The sequence below is a fragment of the Bacteroides sp. AF39-16AC genome, assembly GCF_003602735.1.
GTDB lineage: Bacteria > Bacteroidota > Bacteroidia > Bacteroidales > Bacteroidaceae > Bacteroides > Bacteroides uniformis.
The window spans coordinates 102370-126532 of sequence record NZ_QTLN01000009.1 but is presented as its reverse complement, the minus strand read 5'-3'; the positions used below and the strand labels follow the sequence as shown (position 1 = coordinate 126532).

The following is a 24163-nucleotide window of genomic DNA, read 5'->3' as shown; positions in this document are numbered from 1 at the left end:
CATGAAGAATAAATTTTTAGCAACCTTATTTCTTGCATGCTCCATCAGTACCGTGTCTGCACAGACACCGGTCTATATGGACGATGCGCAACCTATTGAAGCACGTGTAAAGGATGCCCTCAGCCGGATGACGCTGGAAGAGAAGGTAGCCCTTTGCCATGCGCAGAGTAAATTCAGCAGTGCGGGTGTTCCGCGGCTCGGCATTCCCGAGCTTTGGATGAGCGACGGCCCTCACGGTGTCCGTGCCGAAATCAACTGGAATGACTGGGGATATGCCAACTGGACCAATGACAGCATTACCGCTTTCCCGGCCTTGACTTGTCTGGCCGCTACCTGGAATCCGGACATGTCTGCCAAGTATGGCAAGGCCATCGGTGAGGAAGCGCGCTATCGTGAAAAGGATGTGTTGCTGGGCCCCGGCGTCAACATCTACCGCACTCCGATGAACGGGCGTAATTTTGAATATATGGGCGAGGACCCTTATCTGGCCAGTGTGATGTGCGTACCTTACATCCAGGAGTTGCAGAAGAACGGAGTGGCAGCTTGTGTCAAGCACTATGCGCTGAACAACCAGGAACTGTGGCGCGGACATATTGATGTGAATCTTAGCGACCGTGCTTTGCATGAAATCTATCTGCCTGCATTCAAGGCTGCGGTAGAAGAAGGAGGTGCCTGGAGCATTATGGGCGCTTACAATAAGATTCGCGGCCAGCACGCCTGCCATAACGATTTCACACTGAACAAGATTCTGAAAGATGACTGGAAGTTCGACGGCTGTGTCATTACCGACTGGGGCGGTGCCCACGACACCTATGAAGCTGCCGTCAACGGTCTGGATATTGAAATGGGTTCTTACACCAACGGTCTGACGTCCGAGAGTGTATTTACCTATAACGATTATTACCTTGCCAACCCTTACCTCCAGATGTTGAAAGATGGCAAAGTGCCGATGTCTACAATAGATGACAAGGCTTCCCGCATTCTTCGCTTGATATTCCGTACGGCGATGAACCGTCAGAAACCCTATGGTTCGGTAGCTACGGAAGAGCATTATGCCGCTGCCCGCGAGATAGGCAATGAGGGCATTGTGCTGTTGAAGAATGCTCCGGTGATAAAGAAAGGTGCCCCGTTGCTGCCGATTGATGCAGCCAAGTATCAGAATATCCTGGTGGTGGGCGATAATGCCGTACGCTTGCTGAATCAGGGAGGAGGCTCTTCCGAACTGAAAGTGAAGGATATGGTATCTCCGCTGGATGGCTTGCGTGCCGTTTATGGTGATAAGGTAGCCTATGCGAAAGGCTATGCCGCCGGTCGTCCGATGTACGGCCGTGCAGATGAAATTCCGCAGAATGTGGTAGACTCACTCCGTGCAGAAGCCGTGGAAATGGCGAAAAAGGCAGACTTGGTGGTACTGGTAGGCGGATTGAACAAGAACCACTTCCAGGATTGTGAAGGCGGCGACCGTCTGGAATACGGCTTGCCTTTCGGGCAGGATGAACTGATTGAAGCTTTGCTGGGGGTAAACAAGAACCTGGTTCTGGTGCTTCTCAGTGGTAATGCGGTGGAAATGCCGTGGGTATCCCGGGTTCCTGCCATTGTGCAAGGCTGGTATTTAGGCTCCATGGGTGGCAAGTCTCTGGCTGACATCCTGAGTGGTGCGGTGAATCCAAGCGGAAAGTTGCCCTTTTCTTTCCCTGCCAAGTTGACGGATTGCGGTGCACATGCTTTTGATGAACTCAGTTATCCGGGCGACAGCATTAAGCAGGAGTATAAGGAAGATATTCTGGTGGGCTATCGTTGGCACGACACCAAGAAGGTTCCGGCACTCTTCCCCTTCGGTCATGGCTTGAGCTATACTACCTTTACATATGGCAAACCGGTGGCTTCTGCCAAGGCCATGGCTGCCGACGGTACGCTGACGGTGACAGTTGCCGTGAAGAATACGGGTAGCATTGCCGGAAAAGAGATTGTACAGCTTTATGTAGGCGATGATAAATGCAGTGTGCTTCGTCCTGTAAAGGAACTGAAACATTTTGCAAAAGTCGCTTTGGCACCGGGCCAGGAGAAGAACGTGACTTTCACCCTTACTCCGGATGATTTGAAGTTCTACGATGAGGCTTCCGCAGCTTGGAAGTACGAACCGGGTAAGTTCAAGGCATACGTTTGCGCTTCGTCTGCCGACGTCCGTGGTGTAGTTTCGTTCGAAATGCAATAATCTTATAATCAGTGCGTAACCACTGCAAAATCAGTGCAACTGTTTTGCAGTGGTACTGCATACCTTTTGCAGCGCTACTGCAATTGCTTTGCAGCGTCACTGCAAAAGGTATGCAGCAATGCTGCAAAGTGTATGCAGTAAGTTTGCAGCCTGAAATCAGAATCAAAAAACAATATGAAGACACTTGCCACTCTATTTCTGCTTGCAGCCTCGTTGCTGCTTCGTGCAGCCGATGCGCCTGCCGACAGTTGTAATCATCAGTTGTACTATACGTCACCTGCCGCTATCTGGGAGGAGACTCTTCCTTTGGGCAACGGACGCTTGGGCATGATGCCCGACGGAGGCATTCTCCGTGAGCACATTGTGCTGAATGAAATATCATTATGGAGCGGAATGGAGGCGGATTATAGCAATCCGGATGCTTCGAAGAGTCTGCCTGCCATCCGGCAACTGTTGTTTGAGGGAAAGAACCGAGAGGCACAGGAGCTGATGTACAGCAGTTTCGTTCCGAAGAAGCAGGAGACTGACGGGAGATATGGAACCTATCAGGTATTGGGTGATTTGGATATAGATTTTACCTACAATTCTTCATTATCCATTCTCAACTCTCCATTAAACAACTATCGCCGTTGGCTCAACTTGCGCGATGCGGTGGCATACACGGCTTTCAGGCTGGAAGATGTCGATTATCGCCGTGAGTATTTTGTTTCCCGTGACCGTGATGTCATGCTGATTCATCTGGTTGCCGGACGTGAAGGGACTCTGAACTTCTCTGCCCGTTTGAGCCGTGCAGAACATAGCCTGGTGACTGTCCAAGGGAACACCCTTTTGATGGACGGCATGTTGGAAAGCGGTAAACCCGGTTTGGATGGTATGAAATACCGTGTGGCGATGCAACTCGTGCAGAACGGTGGTGAATCATCTGTCAGCCCGGGAAATGGTATCTGCTTGAAGAACGGGCAGGAAGCCTGGTTGATACTTTCTGCCGCTACCTCCTATGCCGCTGCCGGTACAGACTTCCCGGGCGAACGCTATGCGGAAGTCTGCGACAGCTTGCTCCGTCCTTTCACCACCCCCGCTAATTCTCCATGTTCCATTCTCCATTCTTCATTATCCAACCATGTCACTGCCCACCGTTTCCTCTACGACCGTGTTTCCTTGACGCTTCCTGCCACGCCGGATGATACGCTCCCGACGAACGAGCGCATCCTCCGCTTCACACAGCAGGAGTCGCCGGCATTGGCTGCTCTGTACTATAACTACGGACGCTATCTGCTTATCAGCAGTACCCGTCCCGGCAGTCTGCCGCCCAATCTGCAAGGACTCTGGGCAAATGGAGTATCGACTCCCTGGAACGGGGACTATCATACGAACATCAATATCCAGATGAACCACTGGCCCTTGGAGCAAGCCGGACTTTCCGAACTCTATCAGCCGTTGACAACGTTGATGGAGCGCCTTGTCCCTTCGGGAGAAGCAAGTGCGCGTACTTTCTATGGCGATGAGGCAGATGGCTGGGTGCTCCACATGATGACCAATGTATGGAATTACACCGCTCCCGGTGAACATCCTTCCTGGGGAGCGACCAATACCGGTGGTGCGTGGCTGTGTGCCCATCTGTGGGAACACTATCTGTATACGCAAGACAGGGATTATCTGCGTCGTATTTATCCCGTCTTGAAAGGTGCCGCCCGGTTCTTTAGTTCCACCACCGTGCAGGAGCCTTCTCATGGCTGGCTGGTAACTGCCCCCACTTCTTCTCCGGAAAATAGTTTCTATGTGCCGGGTGACAGCGTGACTCCCGTCAGCATCTGTATGGGTCCCACTATGGATGTGCAACTGCTCACCGAGCTTTATACCAATGTCATTACCGCCGCCCGCCTGCTGGATTGTGATGCGGATTATGTGGCGAAGCTTGAGGCGGACCTGAAGAGATTCCCACCCATGCAAATCAGTAAGGAAGGATATTTGCAGGAATGGCTGGAGGATTATAAGGAAGTGGATGTGCACCATCGCCACGTTTCCCATCTCTACGGCCTGCATCCGGGAAACCTGATTTCGCCGGAGGCTACCCCCGAGCTTGCCGAAGCCTGCCGGATGACCTTGAACCGTCGTGGAGATGAGGGTACCGGTTGGAGCCGTGCTTGGAAGATAAACTTCTGGGCTCGTTTGGGTGACGGAAACCGTGCTTGGAAACTCTTCAAGAGTTTGCTGCATCCTGCTGTCGATGCTGCGACGGGAGGTCATGGTAGCGGCACTTTCCCTAATTTGTTCTGTTCGCATCCTCCTTTCCAGATTGATGGCAACTACGGTGGCGCGGCGGGAGTCGGCGAAATGCTGCTGCAAAGTCATGAGGGCTTTATCCATCTGCTTCCTGCCCTGCCAGATAGCTGGACTGCCGGCAACTTCCGTGGAATGCGCGTACGCGGCGGTGCTTCCATAGACCTGGACTGGAAGGATGGACGGGCAACGAGGGCTGTTGTTACCGCTCTTGTTCCGGGTAAATTTACAGTAAAGATGCCCGCAAGTGCTGTCCGTGCCGAAGTGAAGGTAGGAGGACGCACGCGTACTTACAAAGAACCGGCATTTCCGTTGGATTTGAACAAGGGAGAGGCGGTGACCATACATTTCTTATAGGAACGTTCCCCTCCGACAAAATTATCAAGTTATTTGTCTTTCGCGTCCGAATGCTGTACATTTGCAGTGCATGTAGAACAAATATCTTAGATAATTATGAAAAATAGAGTACGTTTTTTCTTCTTGTTTCTCGGCTTGCTGGGAGCGTTGGCAGTTCATGCACAAATCAATGAGTTGCCACGTTCCACACCCGAGGCAGAAGGAGTCCCTTCCAAGGCTGTCACTGCCTTGTTTGATTCACTGATGGCATTGCCGAAAACAGATATCCACAGCGTGGTGGTGCTGCGTCACGGCAAGGTCATCGGAGAAATCTATCCGGCTCCGTTCGCGCCGGAATATCGCCATACCATGTATTCCTGCTCCAAAACCTTTGTCGGGGCTGCCGTAGGACTTGCCATTGCAGACAACCGCTTGCGCTTGACAGACCGTGTCGGTACCTTCTTCCCGGAACTTCTTCCGGATTCGGTTTCCGCTAATCTGGCAGACATGACTGTCCGTGACCTGCTTACCATGACGTCGGGTATCACTCCCGACTGGAATATGCGCAACCTCACTTCCGACTGGATACGTACCTTCCTTGCCAAACCGGTGAAAACTCCGGGCAAGAAGTTTGAATATGATTCGATTAGTACCTATATGCTTTCTGCCATTGTGCAGAAGGTGACGGGCATGACCTTGCTGGATTATCTGAAGCAGAAGCTTTTCATCCCGATGCATATCACGGACGTTGCGTGGGAGATAAGCCCCGAAGGCATCAATACCGGTGGCTGGGGACTGCATATCCAGAGCGAGTCGTTGGCAAAATTCGGATTGTTGCTGCTGAACCGGGGTGTTTGGGAAGGCAAGCAGTTGCTTCCGGCTTCCTGGGTGGAGCAGATGATGACCAGACAGATAGGAGATTATGGCTATCAGATGTGGCTTTGCGAATATCCGGGTGCTGTACGTGCTGACGGGGCTTTGGGACAATACATTCTGATTGTTCCGGATAAGGATATGGTAGTGGTCATTACCGAATGTACATTGATAGACGGTCGTCGGCAGCGTCGTCTGATCTGGAACCGCTTGTTGCCGGAGGTCGGTGACCAGGTATTAGCGCCCGGTAAGGACTACAAGCGCCTGCAGAAGAAACAGCGTTCTTATCAACTGCCGTTAGTGCAAGGAAAGGCTGCTTCCTCCCTTTCACAGAAATACGCAGGCAAGCGCATCCTGCTCGGAGAGAACAAATACGGATGGCAATCCATCGAGCTGCAATTCAAGCAGCAAGAAGTAGTGATGACTGTGGTGGAGAAAGACGGAAAGACATACAGTCTTCCGTTTGGCTATAAGCAATGGTCGAAAGCGGCAATTGATGGCTATCCTCCGTATTCGGTTGCTGCAAAGGGGCGTTTTAAGGGTATAGAAGGCCCTTTCCAGGTGGCAGGCAGTTATGCGTGGGCGTCACCTGATGCTTTGCAACTGAAAGTACATTATGTCAACTGGATAAGCGCTCTTGGGCTTACGCTCTGCTTTGAGGATAACAAGGTACTCCTGACTGTTACGGAGAATTATTCTTCGGGTGAAGGGGTGACTTTCGAAGGTACATTAGCGCATTAAAATAATGAATCGTATTTTGCTTACTCTAAAACGGCCTTTTATCTGGCTGTACCGTTTCCGGCACCGTTGCGGCTACGGTGTACATTCTCCTTTTGCCTTTAACCTGATTACGCATGTAATTTACGAAAGTACGGCTTATTATAAATATGAAGAGCTGGCCAAGGCACAGAAGCAACTGGAGCTGGAGAAAGATAAACGTTGGAAGTACGAATCGAAGAAAGTAAAACGCCTTCTGTTCCGTCTGGTAAACTATACCCAGCCGGAGACCATTGTAGATGCCGGTACGCTTGCCGCTTCTGCCCTCTATCTGAAAGCGGGGAAGGAGGGGGCAGATTATACCTCGGCTTCCGACCTTTCCGAGCTCTTTCTGGAGAGTGGTGTTCCCGTTGATTTCCTTTATTTGCACGATTATCGTCATCCCGATTTTGTAGAGGAGGTCTTCCGCATCTGTTCCACCCGTACCAGGGGAAAGTCTGTTTTTGTGATTGAGGGTATCCGTTACACTCCGCAGATGTTTGCCCTCTGGAAGCGCATGAAGCAGGACGGACGGGTGGGCATTACGTTCGACCTTTATGACCTTGGTATCATATTCTTCGATAAAACAAAGATAAAACAAGACTATATTGTCAACTTTTGATTATCTTTAGGCGTTTCAATAGTGATTAGCGGTTAGTGATTAGTGCTTAGCTCCACTTACTGGCTGCTAAACATTAATCCCTAACCCCTAAACATTAATTCCTTATGAAGATATACACCAAAACCGGAGATAAAGGAGCCACCTCTCTTGTAGGCGGAACCCGTGTACCTAAAACGCATATCCGCCTTGAGGCATACGGTACGGTGGATGAGCTGAATTCCAATCTGGGTCTTCTCATCACGTACCTGCTTGACGGAAAGGATAAAGATTTTCTGCAGCAAGTGCAAGACAGACTTTTTGCCGTAGGCTCTCATCTGGCCACAGACCGGGAGAAAATGGAGCTGAAAGAAGCCAGTATCATCAGCTCGGAGCAGGTGGAAATGGTGGAGCGGGAGATAGACCGTTTGGATACTCTTTTACCTCCTCTTTCAGCCTTTATTCTTCCCGGCGGAAGTCGCGGTGCGGCAGTCTGCCACGTTTGCCGTACGGTTTGCCGTCGTGCAGAGCGTCGGATTCTTGCTCTGGCCGAACAAGTGGAAATCTCTTCGGAATTACTGGCTTACGTGAACCGTTTGTCTGATTATTTGTTCGTCCTTTCCCGTAAAATGAATCAAGACGACAAAAAAGGTGAAATATTTTGGAATAATAGTTGCAAGTGAAATAAATTGTTATACTTTTGCCGAAAAATAGAAATAGGACTTAATATTCACAATTTTAATACTAGAGACTATGTATTGGACATTGGAATTAGCATCTAAATTGGAAGATGCTCCTTGGCCGGCAACTAAGGATGAATTGATAGATTATGCCATGCGTTCGGGTGCTCCGCTTGAAGTGATTGAGAATCTGCAGGAAATGGAAGATGAGGGCGAGATTTATGAAAGCATAGAAGATATTTGGCCCGATTATCCCAGCAAAGAGGACTTTTTCTTCAATGAGGAGGAATATTGATACGCTTTAAAAGAAAAAACTTACCGGTATGTCTGGTAATATTTTGAAACATAGGGAGAAGTAATTCCAAAACCGATAACTATGGTTGAAGAATTACTTCTTTTCTTTTTAATACCCCCACACTACAATAATAATGAATGTACAAGAAGCAACGACACGCCGGTTACCGGATTTGAAGGGAAGGTATCTGCCTGAAAACTGCCGCGAAACCATAAACACGATTTTAAAGGAGACTTACGGCTACGAACAGTTTCGTAATCTTGAGATTTACGATGACTTGTCCAAGGGAAAAGAGAAACTCTGCATTTCGCAGGGACAGCTGATAGAGAACGTTATACTGGAGGCTGAAAAGGCTTGGAAAAGTGAAACGCAGGTAGACAATATATTGTTGACTGCCCCTACCGGCTCCGGAAAATCCTTGTTGTTCCAGCTTCCTGCCATCTATTTGGGGAAGGAGTATAATCTGCTTACCATTGTGGTTTCCCCTTTGAAGGCGTTGATTGTAGACCAGGTGGAAAGTCTGCAGGAACTGGGGTATGCGCGTGTGGCATACGCCTCGTCCGATTTATCGCCGGAACAGAAGATGGAGGTTTACCGGCAGGTGCGTGAGGGGGAGATTGATTTGTTCTATCTCTCGCCGGAATTGCTTCTCTCTTACGACATCAAGCATTTTGTAGGCGAGCGCCGCATCGGTCTGGTGGTGGTCGATGAGGCGCATACGGTAACGACATGGGGCAAGGAGTTCCGTGTGGACTACTGGTTCTTGGGGCGCTACCTGACTGCTTTGAAACAGACTCTCGGCTATAATTTCCCGTTGTTTGCATTGACCGCTACGGCTGTCTGGAATCCCAAAGGGGGCAATGACATGATATTCGAGACTATCCGTTCCTTGCAGATGGAGCCTTGTGTGCTTTATGTAGGTACGGTGAAGCGCCGGAATATTGGCTTTGACATCCGTCAGATGGAGATGGAGGACGGGGAGACATACGACAAGGCAAAGCAGCGCGTGGTGGCTGCGCGGGTCGAGGACTTCCTGGACGGACACAAGACATTGCTCTATTATCCTTTTGCGGGTGGCATCGACATGCGCCTGAAGACGTGGGTGAAGCCGGCAGACTGGCGTCTGGTGGCTTCCTATTATGGCAAGAAGGAAAAGGAACAGAAAGCTGCCATTGTGCAGGAGTTCAAGGAAGGGACCAAGAAACTGATTGTGGCTACGAAAGCCTTTGGTATGGGAGTGGACATCAGTGATATAGACCGTGTATACCATGTGGCGCCATCCAGTACGTTTGTCGACTATATTCAGGAGATAGGGCGTGCCGCGCGTGATACGGAGATACATGGCATTGCCGCTACCGACTACCATGAACGGGATTTCTATTATATGAAGCGTCTGCATCAGACGGGGAACATTGCCCAGGAACAGCTGGTGCTTATTCTGAGAAAGCTCATGGAAGTGTACCGCATGAAAGGGGAGAAACCGGAAATCATGGTGTCTTTGTCCGATTTCGAGTTTGTGGTGAAACTGCCGCGTACAAAGAACAAGCTGGAGTATGAAGCAGAGTTGGGACAGCTCATCAAGACTGCCTTGCTTTGGCTGGAAGACGATTTGATGCAGCGTTATGGAAGGCATCTGCTTGAAATCAGCCCCAAGAATCTGTTGACCGAAGGATATGTCCAGGACAAGACGGGTGATGTCTTTGCCCGTGAATTCCATAGCTATCTGACAAAGGTAGAAGGGGAGGACGGGGTTTACGTCGTACGTCTGGAAGCGCTTTGGGAAGAGCGTTTCCCGGAGCTTGGCTACAAGGAGTTCAAACAGAAGCTGAATAATGGAACGTTGCGGGAAGGTGCCCGTGCCGTATCTGTAGGCAAGCATGAGGTGTTGTTAAAGGAAGATGCCACTGTCATCCGTGAGCGGATGGATGCCTTGTTCAAGAGCCTGACAATGATGCTGAAAACGGCATTGATAAAGTCGAAAGGACGTTTTGATGAAGAAGAACTGCGGGCTGTCTTTGCCGAGCATGGCATGGACGTGCGCTCTGCCAAACGCTTTATCGGTTCCCTGCTGGAGAGCCGCACGGAGGAAGGCCGCAGTGTGAGCTATATCAGCAGTGTGAAAAAGAAAGATTCCAATGAACTCTCTTTTACGGTGACCAAAGGCTTTGATTTGCTTCTGTCGCGCTATCAAAAACTGTTTAGCCAACGTATAGTGGGCAGTAAGGGAGACCGCCTGTTGTTTTATTGCACTCCTTTCTCGGACTTGAATATGCTGCTTAATCTGCTTTCTATGCTCGACTGCCTTTCGTTCAGTGTGGAGGGTGGCGGTACGCCTTGCGTATTTGTCCGTTTCAATGACCCCGAAACTCTGCAGGAACTTGCGCTTGGCGATGATTACCGCAATCTGATTCTGGATACCAACGAGCAGATATTCCAGGAGCAGATTGACTTGTTCTCTTTCTTCTTCGGAACAGATAAGCTGACGGATGAACAGCGCTGGGACTTTATCGAGGATTATTTTACGGGAATGGGAGTGGACGACTTGAAAAAGAAGTTTGTGTCCTTGTAGCACCAATTCGTTGAACAGCCTTTCCAGAGTTACAGTTCATCTTTGCTTTTACTGTAAAGATTGTGAGTAATTAGTCTAAGTGCTCCTGCAGAAACCGTTGCAGGATGCGTGCATGGTTGTATATCGGTGCTTTGGAAGCATATAGTAAGGTTATGGTATGGTGGTGTTTTATGGTGTCAATGAACCTAAGGGCGGCTTCCGAATTTTCCAGTTCCTTGCGATACATGGCTGCAAACCCCTCCCAGTGTTCCGCTTGGTCTTCGTGAAACCATTTTCTTAATTCAGGTGAAGGGGTAATATCCTTTTCCCAGACATCGTATTTCAGATGTTCCTTTTTTATGCCGCGAGGCCACAGCCGGTCCACCAATACACGGTAGCCGTCTGTTGCATTGGGTTCTTCATATACCCGTTTGATTCTGATTTGTGTCATGGCTGTTCTCTTAATTTTGCTTCCATTTTGATGGAGCGTGGGAAAACGATATTATTTTCCAGATGGATGTGCTGGTGCAAGGCCTCTTCAAATGCTTTAAGCTGTTGGAGTACGAGGCGGTAACTGTTGCAGGCATCTTCTGGAGCTGTATAGCCGTTGGTCAGATGCTCTATGTGGCGATAGCGTTCTCCTTCAATGTCATGTTCTGCCATCATGACGGATATGGGAGCTTCGATGCTTCCACAGTGGAATTCGGGCAGGGGAGTATTTTCCAGCTTAGCCTTTACCATCTCATAGATGTAGGGAAACAGTACCAGTTCCTCTTTGTCGAGATGGGCATTGAGGTCGGAGAGGGAATCATGAAAGAGAGCCTGCACATTGTAGAGTGACGGATGTTTTTCACCGTGTACGCGACATATTTTATCCAGCAGTTCTTCAATCTCGGGACCTTGTGTACGGATATTACGGTGGTGGATTTTGAGAATATAGTCCACCAATAAGTCCAGAGGCCAACTCTTGAAATCAATATTTTCGGAGGTTGTCGGAGCCAGATGCTCTATTTCTTCTATCACCTTCTCCATATCGGCTCCGGCAGTTTTACTGGCTTCGGGAAGCAGTGCGGAACCATGGCAGCAGAAATCAATGCCATATTTATCAAATATCCCGGCATTGTTGAAGTTGTCGGCTACGATTTCGCCGACTGTCATACGTTTATAATCCTTCATATGTTATCTTGTTTTTGTTTTCCACAACATTGTGGAAACCTGCTATATATACAATTATATGGCAGATAATGTTTGAAGGGTTATGATTATTTGAGTTTTCTTGCCCGGTTCTTTCATTTAAAGGAATTGGAGGAGTTATCACTTCGCTCCGCTCCGTCAGGAGTTGAAGAAGTTAAAGCCGATACTTCTGTGAATACATACGCACGAGTATTGGCTTTAACTCCTAAGCCGACTTGTCGGCTGATAACTCCTTTAAATGAAAGATTCGTGGTTTCCTTGTCTATCCTTCTACTTTTTGGAATGCCAGCCGTTCGTCTCCATTGGCCAGAAGGATGATGCCGCAATATTTGAATCCGTGCTTCTTCAGTATGTATTGCAGGATATGATTGTCCCGGTGGGTATCTGCACGTAGGTTGGGTATTTGTTCGTAGCACCATTGCAGGCAGGCATTGGCCACTCCTTTGCTGTGTTCTGTACTTGCCAGCCGGTGAATGACGCCGTAAGGAAGCGTATCTTCCACCCATTTTCCTTCATAGATATGCGTATATGTGGGGTCGTTTCCACGGATAAAGGCGAAGGTTCCGATAATTTCTTCGGTATCGTCGGTGCACACATAGCTGTTTCCTTGTTCGATGTCTGCTATGACGATTTCCCTGGAAGGGTAGTTGCCTCTCCACTGCAGCATATTTCCGTCTTTCCGCATGATGTGCTTCGCTTGTTCAAAGATGTCCATAAGGATTGCAATGTCTGTGGGTTGCGTCTTTCTGATTTTTATCATAGCTTTTTATTTTATCTGTGTGGTATCTTTCTTTGATTCAGGTTGCAAAGGTAATGCGTTTTGTGATTCATTGTTCTCGTAAATGAACAAATGCTAACATACGTTGTTTCTTTAGGAAGAATTTGCATATATTTGTCCCGTAATATTAAACACAATTGATTATGAAAAAGATTTTTAGTGCTTTCGTGATAGCTGTATGCTGTATGTTTATGGCTATGCCTGCCCAGGCCCAACTATTGAAGTGGGGTGTTAAGGGTGGTGTGAATATGACGAAAATAGATTGGGATGGCGGATATAAGGGAAACAAGGATAATTCTACCGGTTTCTTTATTGGTCCGATGGCTGAGTTTACCATTCCCATTGTAGGCTTGGGTGTTGATGGTGCTTTGCTGTTCTCTCAGCGCGGCAAGGACGAGGTGAAGCAAACAGGACTGGAAGTACCCGTAAATCTGAAATATACCATTGGCTTGGGTAGCTTGTTGGGTATTTATATAGCTGCCGGTCCCGATTTCTTCTTCGACTTCAAGAAGAAGGATTACGTAGACCGCAAGAAGGCTCAAGTGGCACTTAATCTGGGTGCCGGTGTGAAGCTGCTGAAGCATCTCCAGGTTGGCGTGACCTATCAGCTCCCGATGGGCGACTCATTTACGTGGAAGAATGCGGGTGATGCCATCGGTGCCAAGAATAAGACTTGGCAGGTGTCTGCGGCGTATCTCTTCTAAATGTAGTAAAACGATTTGTGGAATATAATATAAGAAAGGCTCTCCTACAAAAAGGAGGGCCTTTCTTGCGTTTTTGATGGGAATTGAAAAGTTTATCAGATGGCTTTATCACCCATTCCTGAATCTTTCATGCATAATTTCCAATTCCCTAGATAGCGTACTGGTTTAAAGTACCAATTGGTCTTTCTAGTTTCGGTAAAGTAAACGGTGCATCTTACTTCATTATCTTCGGCTTCTTTAAATTGTATATTATCAATTTTATATCTATAGATAGGAAAGAGTTCAAATAATGTTTTAATATGTTGCATGTCTTCATTATCTAAAGGTTCTGGTGCTTGATTAGGTATTTTAGCATCCATTTTGTATAGCATGGCTACAGCTTCGGCATACTCTTTATTTTGAGCTAAAGTCATGAATCGGTTTACAAGCTCAGTCACAGTTGCTGTATCTCGCTGTGAGAGTACCATGATAGAGGATGTTTTGGGGGCAATACTTTCTACTCTTTTCTTTTCTTGTTTACAAGCTGTCATCAAAACAAGTACATACAACAGTATACTTAAAGACTTTATCGTTTTCATTCTTTTATCTATTTTTGTTAGGTGATTTTGGGGGCATATTATTATGATTGGTATCAATAGGCTGGAGCTATATTAAAATATATAGCGAAAAAATGAAAGAGAAATAGCTTCTTCACTTCACTCCAAGTGAACTGACCACATAATTTCAATATGTAGACGTCTTTATAGATTAAAAAGAGTGCCCTCTTTTGAAGGCACTCTTTCTATTGGAGATTTCTATTTAATCTAATGATTAGACAGTTCCGTGAACATCAATAACAATATTAACTTCAATAACACCCCATTTATAAGTTACTTTTACAGGAACTTGAATTTGGTAGTTACCAACTTCATTACCATTGTTCTTATAGTTTAGAATACCCATATGTGTACCATCAATAGGCTCTGTAGACGGAGTATATGTTATTTCGATATTATTACTCTTAGAGCTCAACAATGTTTCACCCAATGTTCCACCATTCAAATTAGTTGTGATATTAGCTTCATCTACTTCAATCTTCTCAACTCCATAGTAAGTATAGTAGTTATATCCTTCCGGACTGAACTCATTTTGTTCCTTGTTATTACGCCAGTCCGTAAATGCTAATACCTTGCTGAAGTCAAGCTTGTCACCGTCATTAATAGCATCTTTCAAGCCTTCATTATCCTTAGAAGTTACATTAATAGGGCGTATAAATTTCACATCAAATTCATAATTGCTCAATTTCAAGTCCTTTTTGCATTCGTTTGTTGCAACAACTTTAACACGACCGCAAAGAGTTTCACCATCTTTCATTTCAGTGCGACCAGCATAGTTCAAGATATCTTTTGCGTAATCAGTTTCTTGATATGTCACAGCAGAATTGCTAATTACTGCTATCTTTTGAGAAGCTCCGGTTGGTTGATTGTTCTCCAGCTTAGTTGCAGATAAAGTTAATCCATCCGTAGAAACAGATAATCTGTACTTGTTATGTTTAGAAACGCCATAAACATCCTTTATGCGCGGAGTAACGAACTGGAATGTTTTAGTTAATTTATTATCTTGGAAATCTGCATAAACTGCATCTACTCCACTGATAGTAACCTTATTGCCTTCAAATACATTCAAAAGGTCATTTACATAAGTACACTTATCTGCGCCTTCACCCTTATTGGGTACTTTTACGTTCTGATGGATTTCATCATAACCGCTCTTAGCTTCTGTACTACCACTTGCAAACCAAGCATAGTCAAGTTTTGTAGTATTGGCAATAGTACCGGCTGGAGTAACATTGCGTGGACTCGGTGTCCAGTTGAATGTTACATACACATAGTGTGCAGTTTTATTGCTATTCTCCTTAACAAAACGAACGACAGCATTTATACTTGCTTTTTCTGTGAAAAGTTCATAAGCGTCATTAGCTCCTATTGTCCACTGCAATACTTCTGTCATATGGCCTTCCGTATCAGCAGTTGTTTTAGAAACTACCCCAATCTTCTTCGCAACTTCTACTGCATCTGCACTTGCCCCAGTGAATTGCTTTGCATCGCTATCCGTAGCGTCAAGTTTATAAGTATTTTCAAACTCTTCCTTAGAAATATCAAGTTTAGCTAAAATTTGTTCTTCCACTTGATCCCAAGTTAATTTCTTAATCAAATTATCTTGAGAGCAATTAACGGTATATCCTTCAGTAAAGTTGAACGGATCAATAACAGTAATTTCATTCTCTTCCGGAGTTGTTGTAATTTCAGCTTTAATATAACCAACGGCTACATTTTGGTTCTGTACAGTATCTTTCAAGATGACACGAATCAACGGCATACGACCTATGGTTGCTTTGCTTTGTTCAGCACCAAATGCCTGTTGCTTACCACCTTTGGTTATTTGAGGTCTCAATATAGCACCCTTCCAATTTGCATGGGCACTTTCTGAAGTCTCATTTTGTCCGGCAAAATAACCTACCAATTCATAAATATACTTGAAACCATCTTTCTCAACAAGACCTTCATTTGCATTTTTATCCCAAGCGATATCTTGATTGGTAGTTGTTGTATAGTGTGTTTGAATATATTCAGCAACATCTACACCTTCGCTGTTCCATGCAACTTGAATTTGAGGTTCATTCTGAATAGCTTCAGCTGCAGTCGTATACAAGTGACCTTCTCCGTCAGCATGATTAGGTTGTACTTTTGCGTTTGCCAATACTAAATCTTTGATTTCTTGCGCTTTTACAGCAGCGTAATCAGAAGTAATTATAGTATCTACTTTGGCATCTTTATAATGAGCTTGCAAAGCCAATACTGTTACGAGTCCATCTTTGTCAATGTCTTTAATGCTACCGTCAGTCAATTTTGCTTTTACTCTCAAAACACCTGGTTGGTTTGGAGCTAAGCTTTTACCAATAACTTCAGCTTTCACTACTGCACCTGCAGCTTTAGTGTATTTCTTATCATCGGAGATAAATGTCAGTTCTGCGATATTATTTATATCTACAGTAGACGGATTCATGTGATAATCTGCAGTCAATCCTGGAGTCAAATAAGACTGCGTAGTTGCAATTGTTGCCGCATCTTTAGAAAAATCCGCATCAGCATTAACAACTTTCAATGTCAAAGCCTTATACGCAAATGTAGACGCAGACATAGCTTCAATACCTTGATAATAGAAATCAGGCTTAAACACTAAACTAGTCAATTGACGGCCGATCAGATTTAATGCCTCATTTTGTAATTTAGCCACCTTTTCTGCAAGAGCCTTCAATTCTTCTTGACTTGCTTTACCTGCAATAGCATTGGTCAGTTCAGATTTAAGGTTGGCAATTTGTTCCTCAACATCTTTTAAAGCTGCTAACTTAGCTATTTTAGCTTCTAAATCAGTTTTTAGAGCTTCCAAGTCAGCATCTGTAACAGTACCAGCTCCTGTAGCTTTATCTAAAGCTTCTTGAGCTTTTTTCGCTGCATCTTCTGCACTTGACTTAGCAGCAGCAATTTCACTTTCCAATGCGCTTACTTTGCTATTCAAGTCTTCAGCTGTAGCTTTTTTGTCCAATTGCTCCTGCAAATTATCGATGTCATCATCATAGTCCTTGCAAGATGTGAACGTACTTGTAGTAGCCGTCATCAAGGCTCCAAACAAGATTACACTTAAAAACTTTTTGTTCATAATGAAAACTTTAAATTTATAAATTTAAAAAATGAAAAATAATAAAATCTACGATTACAGTATTTTTCCTCACATTTTTATATGTGTTTTTTCCGTTACTTCGCAGGTAATGAAATCCTGTTAATTCCATTAATAATCAAGGAATAAGGATAAAATAGGTGGGGTTTGTTCAAAATAGTAAAAATCAGCCCGTTAGGATATTGGAAAGAGGATTGGAAGTCCAGAAAGATGACAGTGGGAAAGGGATGAAATGAGGCTTTCAAAGAATGAAAGTATGTATCTTTCAGTTCAAAAGGTTGAATGACAGTCCATTGATAGCACCGATGGGAGCTCCGTAAAGACAACGCCATTCCGTTCCTCAAAACTCATTTTGAAGATTCCGGAAAATGTGCGACAAATCTATTCTATCCTATCAAAAGAAGTAACGTCTTTTATACTGTACACGCTCCGCTTCTTACAAAAGAAATTACCCTCTGGTTGGCCTCGTCAATCTTTCTGCTGCTGAAAGGCTTCAGATAGGTTTCTGTCACCGTGATGGAGGAGTGCCCCATGGCTTCCGAAATGATACCCGGATGAATTTCACAATGATAAGCCATTGTGGCCCAGGTATGTCTTGCCGCATAGGTACTCAGTGCCGACTTCATGCCCAGACACTGCCGCAGTACAGCCAGCCGCTGGTTGAATCCCCTGAGTGCCGACTGGTATTCCCGGTATGCCGCTTCGGTGCCTTCCTCGCTGTGCAGTATGGGAAATAGATAAGGCGAATCCTGATTCCTGCTGGCCATCAGACGTATCATCTGCATGGCTTCGGGGGTAAGCGCCACTGTCAAGGCGCGTCCCGTTTTTCGGCGGCGGTACGATAGTGTATTGCCTTGCAAATCCCTCTTGTGCAGATAGGCCAAATCGACGAACGGAATGCCTCGCAGCATGAACATGAGTACAAAGAATATCCTGGTTTTCTGCAGGTTATTGGGAAATGCCTTTTCCTGCATCCCCATTTCCGTTTCGCGTACCAGATAGCTGATATCCGATGTTTCCAAAGCCTTCTTCCTATCGGCCCGTGTACCCGTATATACATGTTCGAAGAGCCGGGGAGTATAGCGTACGCACTTCATATCCACAGCCCTGTTGTAGGTGGAGCGGATTGTCTTAATGTAAGTAGATACCGTATTCCAGCTGCAGTTCCTGTGTCGCAGGTGGTTTTCGAAGCGTTTGAGTACCGTAGGGCTTAACTTCCGCAGAGGCAGCGCCTGGTAGTTGGTGAATGCGGAGAACGCATTTGAGGAGGCCTGGTAGATGTGTGCCGTTCCCCATCTCCCGCTTTCCCGAAGTTCTTCAACGATTGTCGAGAACATCTCCTGTAAGGTAATTTCATTCTTTCTCATTTCGAAATAATTTATAAAAGATTTATCTTGCAATTATATACAATTGAGAGGAGAAATAAAAAAAAGAATGCTCTCCCATTGAATACTTTTGTTATATCGGACTAAATATTTTATAATAACAGTTGGATATGATAAAGTAAATTATGAGTGTAGCAAATTAGAATAAAATCAACCTATTACTTTTATTGGAACTTGTACTTGAAACTAATGAGATTTAATTTGTTTGGCATGATTCTAAATTTTGTCCCGAAATAGTGCAAAGATAATCGTTTTTTGATTACTTTTGCACCAAAAAGGACGGATATGTCAATTCGAGAATGGATAAGAGAATTAGAAATTGGGGGAACACCTACATTTTCCTTTAGTACTGTAAGACGATTTTTCCCCAATATAACAGAACAATCTATCAAAAATGATTTGTTCCGCCTTTCTACGCAAAAAATCATAGTACCTGTATATCGAGGGTTCTATGTAATTATGCCCCCCCAATATGCGGCAAAAGGTATTATTCCTCCTATATACTACATTGACCAACTGATGTCTTATTTGGATAAGCCCTATTATATAAGTCTTCTCAATGCAGCAGAGCTTCTCGGTTCAGCTCATCAACGTCCACAGAGGTTTTCTGTCACAACAATTTTGCCTAAGTCCTCAGTATCTCCTACAAAGAATAATCTGTTGGTGTGGAATTATAGAAACAAAATGCCTTCTGAGTTTCTTCTAACAAGAAATTCAGAAACGGGTACCATATACTATTCGAATGCAGAGCTGACGGCTGTAGATCTTGTACAATATGAACAACATATTGGTGGCTTGTCACGTGCGGCAACCATACTGGAAGAATTGTCGGAATTGATAGACTTTTCGAAGATTTCAGAATCTTTGTTTGCATACACCTCTTTAGCGGCAATTCAGCGGCTTGGATTCATTTTAGATGTAGTGTTGCAAGAAGAACAACGAGCCAATGATTTATATGATTTGTTATGCAAATACACCAGAACGTTCAAATACGTATTCCTCAGCACGCGCCATAGTGCTGATGTCCAGGAGAAGAATACGCGCTGGAAGATAAAAATAAATACAAATATAGAAGTTGATGACATATGATTAACAGAGCCTCTATCATACAATGGAGTAAGCAGGTGCCGTGGAATGATAATGCGCAAATCGAGCAGGATTTAATCATCTCACGTGCATTGGTTGCCATTTTTAGTGATGAATTCCTTTCTTCACAGTTAGCCTTTCGTGGAGGAACGGCATTACACAAACTTTATCTTTCTCCACAGCCACGCTATAGTGAAGACATTGATTTAGTACAAATAAATCCGGGACCAATCAAGCCCATTATGTTCAGATTAGGAGAAGTATTGGACTTTTTACCGAATCGTGTTACTAAACAGAAACGCTATAATAATACAATGCTGTTCAGAATGGAATCAGAGTTTCCGCCAACAATCCAGATAAGATTGAAGATTGAAATTAATTGCTTTGAGCACTTCAATGAGCTGGGATTGGTAAAGATTCCTTTTATAGTTGAGAATAGTTGGTTCACGGGAGAATGTGAGATTACAACCTATCGGCTTAATGAACTTCTGGGCACGAAACTGAGAGCATTATACCAACGTAAAAAAGGGCGTGACTTATTTGACTTATATGTAGCATTGACAAAAGCAGAAGTTGATGTAAACGAACTCATGCGCTGCTATCATCGCTACATGAGTTTTGCAGTTCAGCAACCTCCCACATACAAACAATTCGTTGCTAATATGGAAGAAAAGATGGTTGATCCGGATTTTCTGGGTGATACTCAATTGCTTCTTCGTCCAGATGAGCCTTTTGACCCTATTGAAGGCTATAAAGCTGTTAAAGAACGGCTGATAGAAAACATGCAATAGTAATTCTATGGAAAGGAGGATATTTATTCAGAAACATCCTCCAACCTATTAATTGCTACCTCGTTTATTCGGATTCGATGGTCAGATACCAGTCTGCGTTATACTTCACCGGACAGAATCTGAGGCTGGTATAAGCAGCAGGCTTATTGTCCGCTGCATCTTCTTCAGCAAATTTCACCCTGAATTTCACTTCATTTCCGGTGTACTGAGAAAAACCGAAGCTTTCCAGAGTATAATCCAATACAGGGAAAAGCTTGAATCGTCTTGCCATGTTCACTTTCTGTTCGTTACTGATTGGCATCAGAGTATCATTCCGTGTAACATACATCATTTCCAATGCGGCTTCTGTTCTGCCTTCTTGCAGAGCGTCCATACACGAAGAAGCTAATTTCAAGACAACAGCCGTATCTTGGGAGCTAATATTATAAACGTCTTCTGTTACACTCGCTTTTCTATTGGTACATGAATTCATACCGATAAGAACAGTCGCAATAAATAGCGTGAGATTTATTACTCTTTTTTTCATTGCATTTCTATTTATAAAGAGAGGAGTATGCCCTCATGAACATACCCCTCTTTCATTAGTGTAGTATAATGTAACTATTTACATCATTAATTGTTGCCGATGGTGTTTTTAACCACACAATCTACCCACACTTTCTGGATAACGCCCCAATCGTAAGTGAACTCAACCGGAATACGTACCTTGAAAGTACCTACGTTGTTACCGTTGTTCTCATACTTGATTTGTCCCATAGCTGCCTTGATAGCATCGTAAGTTGCTTTCGTACCAGCAGATTGCTTGTTGTAAGCAGCGAAACTAACAGTTACACCAGTACCAGTCACATCTGCGCCAGATGGATTCAATTGAGAGAACTTAACTTTTGTTGACACCTGAGACAACAACTTGTTGTTGATATCGTGACCGTTCATATCAGTAGTGATCTTATCAATCAGCACCTTAACTTGTTTTACATTATAATATGCAAACAACCAAGCGTTTGAGTAGTCCACCGGATCAGCATCAAAGTCAACAAACTTCTTATCACGCCAGTCGGAGAAGTGGAACAAGTCTGCGATATTCAATTTAGAACCATTTGCCTCGGCATCAGTAAACTCACCGTCTTCTACCGGGTTGGCATCAATAGGACGCAAGAACTTGGCAGGATATACACTGTTCTGCGTAGCCATTGCTATAGCACACGGAGTATAAGGCACAACACCGATTTGTGCAACCAACTGTGCATTGGAGTGACCATAATAGTTCAACAAGAATTCAGATGTAGAATTCTGCTTGTATGTAATCTTACCTGTTGCTTGATTAATTTCTGCAATTTCTACTTTGGCTGCACGGGTCTTTCCTGCATACAGTTTTGTATTCGTATAGACACCCTGATCTGATTTTAATGCATATTCCAATGTATTGTCATAGCTTGCATCATATTGTTTTGCGAAGATATCTGTCGCCTTTGTATTATCAACATACAAGAAATAACCAGGTTTAGCTAATGTTCCAGTTGCAGGTAATTCGTACTCGTCGTTAGTAGCTGCAAAGAAGTACTTGTAACCACCGGCTGCACTATTGACAGCTTGTTTAGCAAATATAGCATCTGTATAAGAAGCAAAACCTGCAGTCGGACCAAATTGAGGTTTGTTGGCATCACCTACTACTTCCCATACCTGATCAAGTTCAACTACATACTGCAATGTGTTACCGCCATCCTTCGGATAAGCCACATTCAAACGAGTAGTTGTACCATTTTCGTACCAGTATTCAGCAATCTTGGTCTTAACAGCACCTACCGGCTTCAGAACAGTGGCCTTCAATGGCATGTAAATCGGAGCATTTGCTGTTTCGCCCTGCTTACTTTCATATCTTACGTAGATAGTCTTTGAGTGAGAATCGCTTTCTTGATAAATACGTTGCATATCACTTATTGACAGAGTCCAACGCAAAATTGTATTGGTAGTTCCGTGAGGATCTGCAACTTCCTCAACTTCTCCGTAAATCTTCTTGGCATCTGTGATAGCCTTCCATTCGTTACTGCTTGTCAATTCAAATTGTGTACCAACAGAATTATTCTGAGTAAATTTGTAGAGAGCATCAAATTCGTCTTTGGATTGAGTAGCGGTATTCTCAAGCAACTGATAAGAGATTTCAGCCCAAGTCAAATCCAGCTTAACTCCGTCGCATCCGAATTTAGCGTCTTTCGGGAATTCGTCCGTAATCTTATAACCGGCTTCTTTGATGATTTGCAATTTGATGTAACCAACCAAAACAACACGGTCTTGATTATCAAGTACGCGAACACGGATCAACGGGCGTTTTCCTACAGAAGAGATTCCTTGTTGATTCAATGTTTCACCCTTTTCATTTACGATAGAAGGAGTGATGACACCACTTGTAATGTCTTGTTGTACATATTTGCTGTCAGAAGTCACATTATTACCGGTCTTATACTGAATTAAAGCAAAGTCATACTTCAAACCGAATTTGGCTTCTGCACCGTAAGGCCAAATTTTATGTGTACCTTTATTCTTTGTTTCAGTGTTCCAATCATAATGGGTGGCCAATACCTTTTTTAAGTCAATGGACTCATCGTATGCCACTTGCAAAGTTGGAGCATGTGTGATTGCATCTTTTACGCTAGTCCATAATTCATCAGGGTTATTAGCTGTAGAACATTCAACGGCAGTATTGACACGACCATCAACAAGGTCATTGCTCTTGTAAGCAATAGCCATAGGAGTTACCTCAGAAATGTACGCCATTGCGTAATCAGAAGTAATGGTAGTGTCTTTGTCAGCCTTCTTTACATTGGCGGACAGAGCAAAAATAGAAGCTTCTCCCTTTTCAGCGTTATCGTATTTCTTGTCATAGATAACAGTCTTATCAAGAGAATATCCTACACTGATAAATCCGTCTTTCTTTTGCTCCATGTTTTCAACCTTAAATTTCAACTTGGAGTCATTTGCACGTGTAATGTATTCTGTTTCTCTTGAGACAAAGCTAAGATCAGCCAACTTATCAATCAATGCACTTGAAGGATTCATGTGATACTTAACTGTATCAATCGGAGCAAATACATCTTTTTTGTCATCTACATAGTTCCAATTTGCCACAGGTTCTGTAATTACACATTTTACGGCCGGCGAGTGCTCGTCATTAAACTCTATTTCAGTAGTAGTAGAAGTTTTCTTATACGTATAGCGCATCGCTTCATATTCAGTAGCCTCAATACCGCCTACATACAGCTCGGGATAGAATACTAAACTTCTTAATTCTTTAGTAAGCAGAGTTACTAAACCATCATTGATACTGCTAATTTGGGCAGCAATAGCGGTAACTTTGTCATCTATGGCTTTTACATCAGCTGTAGTTGCCACGTCTTCCATTGCTTTGTTGATAGCTGTAATTGCAACATTGATTTTGTCAATTTCTTCAGCATTAGCATCGATTAGCTCTTTGTACTTTTCAACAGCAACCATTTGAATCTTTAACTGAGCAATGGCAGCTGCATTAGCATCTACTGTACCTGAAATTGTAGCCAAATTTGTTTCGATGGCAGAAATTTGAGTCTTTAATGCATCTAATGCCTCTTGGCTTGGAGCATCTTTCAACATCTCATTAACCTTGTCAACCGCAGCCTGTATAGCTTCTGCTTTTGCAGTGGCAGCAGCTTCTTTGGCAGCATCAGCAGCAGACTTGGCAGCAGCGATATCAGACTTAGCGGCATCCAAAGCAGATTGCAAAGTCGTAAGCTGTGTGTTCAAGTCACTGGTCTTCTTGTCCAGGTTTTCGATGTCATCATCATAGTCCTTACAAGAAGTGAACGTTCCTGCAGTGCCAACCATTAAGGCGCTGAACAGGATTACACTTAGAAACTTTTTGTTCATAATTGAAAACTTTAAATTTATAAATTTAAA

18 protein-coding genes are annotated in these 24163 nt (G+C 44.3%); 10 read left to right on the top strand and 8 right to left on the bottom strand.

The window, feature by feature from the left end; all coding sequences use genetic code 11:
• Position 1: 1 nt before the first annotated feature.
• From DW039_RS10055 to DW039_RS10025, 7 genes are all read left to right on the top strand, one after another.
• Positions 2-2215 (top strand): glycoside hydrolase family 3 C-terminal domain-containing protein, encoded by a 2214-nt coding sequence (locus DW039_RS10055; RefSeq protein ID WP_120381901.1) that lies wholly within the window; start codon positions 2-4, stop codon positions 2213-2215.
• Positions 2216-2389: 174 nt separating this feature from the next.
• Positions 2390-4852, top strand: a complete 2463-nt coding sequence (locus DW039_RS10050; protein WP_044467961.1) for a glycoside hydrolase N-terminal domain-containing protein — start codon at positions 2390-2392, stop codon at positions 4850-4852.
• A 96-nt stretch (positions 4853-4948) separates the two neighbouring features.
• Positions 4949-6445 (top strand): 3-succinylated cholic acid synthase, encoded by a 1497-nt coding sequence (gene bas-suc, locus DW039_RS10045; protein WP_044467962.1) that lies wholly within the window; start codon positions 4949-4951, stop codon positions 6443-6445.
• Positions 6446-6449: 4 nt separating this feature from the next.
• Positions 6450-7082 (top strand): hypothetical protein, encoded by a 633-nt coding sequence (locus DW039_RS10040; RefSeq protein ID WP_044467963.1) that lies wholly within the window; start codon positions 6450-6452, stop codon positions 7080-7082.
• 104 nt (positions 7083-7186) lie between these two features.
• Positions 7187-7741, top strand: a complete 555-nt coding sequence (locus DW039_RS10035) for a cob(I)yrinic acid a,c-diamide adenosyltransferase (RefSeq protein WP_120137829.1) — start codon at positions 7187-7189, stop codon at positions 7739-7741.
• Between the two features lie 70 nt (positions 7742-7811).
• Positions 7812-8033: a DUF2795 domain-containing protein gene (locus DW039_RS10030; protein WP_002558131.1), complete on the top strand. Its 222-nt coding sequence runs from the start codon at positions 7812-7814 to the stop codon at positions 8031-8033.
• A gap of 133 nt (positions 8034-8166) precedes the next feature.
• Positions 8167-10602, top strand: coding sequence for a DEAD/DEAH box helicase (locus tag DW039_RS10025; RefSeq protein WP_120137828.1), 2436 nt, complete (start codon positions 8167-8169; stop codon positions 10600-10602).
• 70 nt (positions 10603-10672) lie between these two features.
• Here DW039_RS10025 and DW039_RS10020 read toward each other — a convergent pair whose 3' ends face one another.
• The 3 genes from DW039_RS10020 to DW039_RS10010 form a co-directional block, all read right to left on the bottom strand.
• The gene (locus DW039_RS10020; protein ID WP_035447724.1) at positions 10673-11032 is read right to left on the bottom strand and encodes a DUF488 domain-containing protein; all 360 of its coding nucleotides are present in this window, start codon (positions 11030-11032) and stop codon (positions 10673-10675) included.
• Positions 11029-11757: an iron-sulfur cluster repair di-iron protein gene (gene ric / locus DW039_RS10015; protein ID WP_005824443.1), complete on the bottom strand. Its 729-nt coding sequence runs from the start codon at positions 11755-11757 to the stop codon at positions 11029-11031. Before ric ends, DW039_RS10020 begins: the two co-directional genes overlap by 4 nt.
• A gap of 280 nt (positions 11758-12037) precedes the next feature.
• Positions 12038-12535, bottom strand: a complete 498-nt coding sequence (locus DW039_RS10010) for a hypothetical protein (RefSeq protein ID WP_008661945.1) — start codon at positions 12533-12535, stop codon at positions 12038-12040.
• 161 nt (positions 12536-12696) lie between these two features.
• On the opposite strand from DW039_RS10010, the gene DW039_RS10005 reads away from it, so the two are divergent.
• The gene (locus DW039_RS10005; protein ID WP_008661942.1) at positions 12697-13257 is read left to right on the top strand and encodes a porin family protein; all 561 of its coding nucleotides are present in this window, start codon (positions 12697-12699) and stop codon (positions 13255-13257) included.
• 95 nt (positions 13258-13352) lie between these two features.
• Here DW039_RS10005 and DW039_RS10000 read toward each other — a convergent pair whose 3' ends face one another.
• The 3 genes from DW039_RS10000 to DW039_RS09985 form a co-directional block, all read right to left on the bottom strand.
• Complete coding sequence (locus tag DW039_RS10000) at positions 13353-13835, bottom strand: hypothetical protein (RefSeq protein ID WP_117963040.1); 483 nt, start codon at positions 13833-13835, stop codon at positions 13353-13355.
• Between the two features lie 232 nt (positions 13836-14067).
• Complete coding sequence (locus tag DW039_RS09995; protein ID WP_120381899.1) at positions 14068-16956, bottom strand: hypothetical protein; 2889 nt, start codon at positions 16954-16956, stop codon at positions 14068-14070.
• Positions 16957-17387: 431 nt separating this feature from the next.
• Positions 17388-18341 (bottom strand): site-specific integrase, encoded by a 954-nt coding sequence (locus DW039_RS09985; protein ID WP_117704069.1) that lies wholly within the window; start codon positions 18339-18341, stop codon positions 17388-17390.
• A 303-nt stretch (positions 18342-18644) separates the two neighbouring features.
• Between DW039_RS09985 and DW039_RS09980 the strand changes: the two genes are divergently transcribed.
• Both DW039_RS09980 and DW039_RS09975 read left to right on the top strand, forming a co-directional pair.
• Positions 18645-19448 carry a type IV toxin-antitoxin system AbiEi family antitoxin gene (locus DW039_RS09980; RefSeq protein WP_061412092.1) on the top strand — a complete coding sequence of 268 codons (804 nt, stop codon included), beginning with the start codon at positions 18645-18647 and terminating at the stop codon, positions 19446-19448.
• The gene (locus DW039_RS09975; protein WP_005833587.1) at positions 19445-20236 is read left to right on the top strand and encodes a nucleotidyl transferase AbiEii/AbiGii toxin family protein; all 792 of its coding nucleotides are present in this window, start codon (positions 19445-19447) and stop codon (positions 20234-20236) included. The genes DW039_RS09980 and DW039_RS09975 overlap by 4 nt, the downstream gene beginning before the upstream one ends.
• Before the next feature lie 64 nt (positions 20237-20300).
• Here DW039_RS09975 and DW039_RS09970 read toward each other — a convergent pair whose 3' ends face one another.
• Both DW039_RS09970 and DW039_RS09965 read right to left on the bottom strand, forming a co-directional pair.
• On the bottom strand, positions 20301-20762 hold the full coding sequence (locus DW039_RS09970; RefSeq protein WP_005833590.1) for a hypothetical protein: 462 nt from the start codon (positions 20760-20762) through the stop codon (positions 20301-20303).
• An 86-nt stretch (positions 20763-20848) separates the two neighbouring features.
• Positions 20849-24133, bottom strand: coding sequence for a hypothetical protein (locus tag DW039_RS09965; RefSeq protein WP_117704070.1), 3285 nt, complete (start codon positions 24131-24133; stop codon positions 20849-20851).
• Positions 24134-24163 lie beyond the last annotated feature (30 nt).